Origin of the sequence: Pauljensenia sp. UMB3104 (assembly GCF_030217285.1) — a bacterium.
GTDB lineage: Bacteria > Actinomycetota > Actinomycetes > Actinomycetales > Actinomycetaceae > Pauljensenia.
On record NZ_JASONN010000326.1, the window covers coordinates 1 to 269 of the forward strand.

A 269-nucleotide genomic window follows, 5' to 3' on the forward strand; every position below is an offset into this window, starting at 1 on the left:
CTTGGCAAGGTCGGTGGGGTAGCGGGTCGAACGGCCAGACGTTGGTCCGGTTGTGAAGCCAATCTGGTTGTTCACGATCACGTGGATCGTGCCACCGGTCTTGTAACCGGTCAGCTGGCTCATGTTGAGGGTTTCCTGGACAACACCTTGGCCAATGAACGCGGCGTCGCCGTGAACCAGAACAGGGATAATTGGCAGGCTTTCATCGCCAAGCACTTCCTGCTTGCCGCGGACAATGCCTTCGAGGACGGCGTCGGCGGCCTCGAGGT

Annotated in this window: 1 protein-coding gene; it reads right to left on the reverse strand. The window is 59.9% G+C overall.

Going from position 1 to position 269, the window contains the following annotated elements; translation table 11 throughout:
• On the reverse strand, positions 1 to 269 hold a 269-nt coding region (locus tag QP415_RS11895), incomplete at both ends, for a thiamine pyrophosphate-dependent enzyme (RefSeq protein ID WP_285100217.1).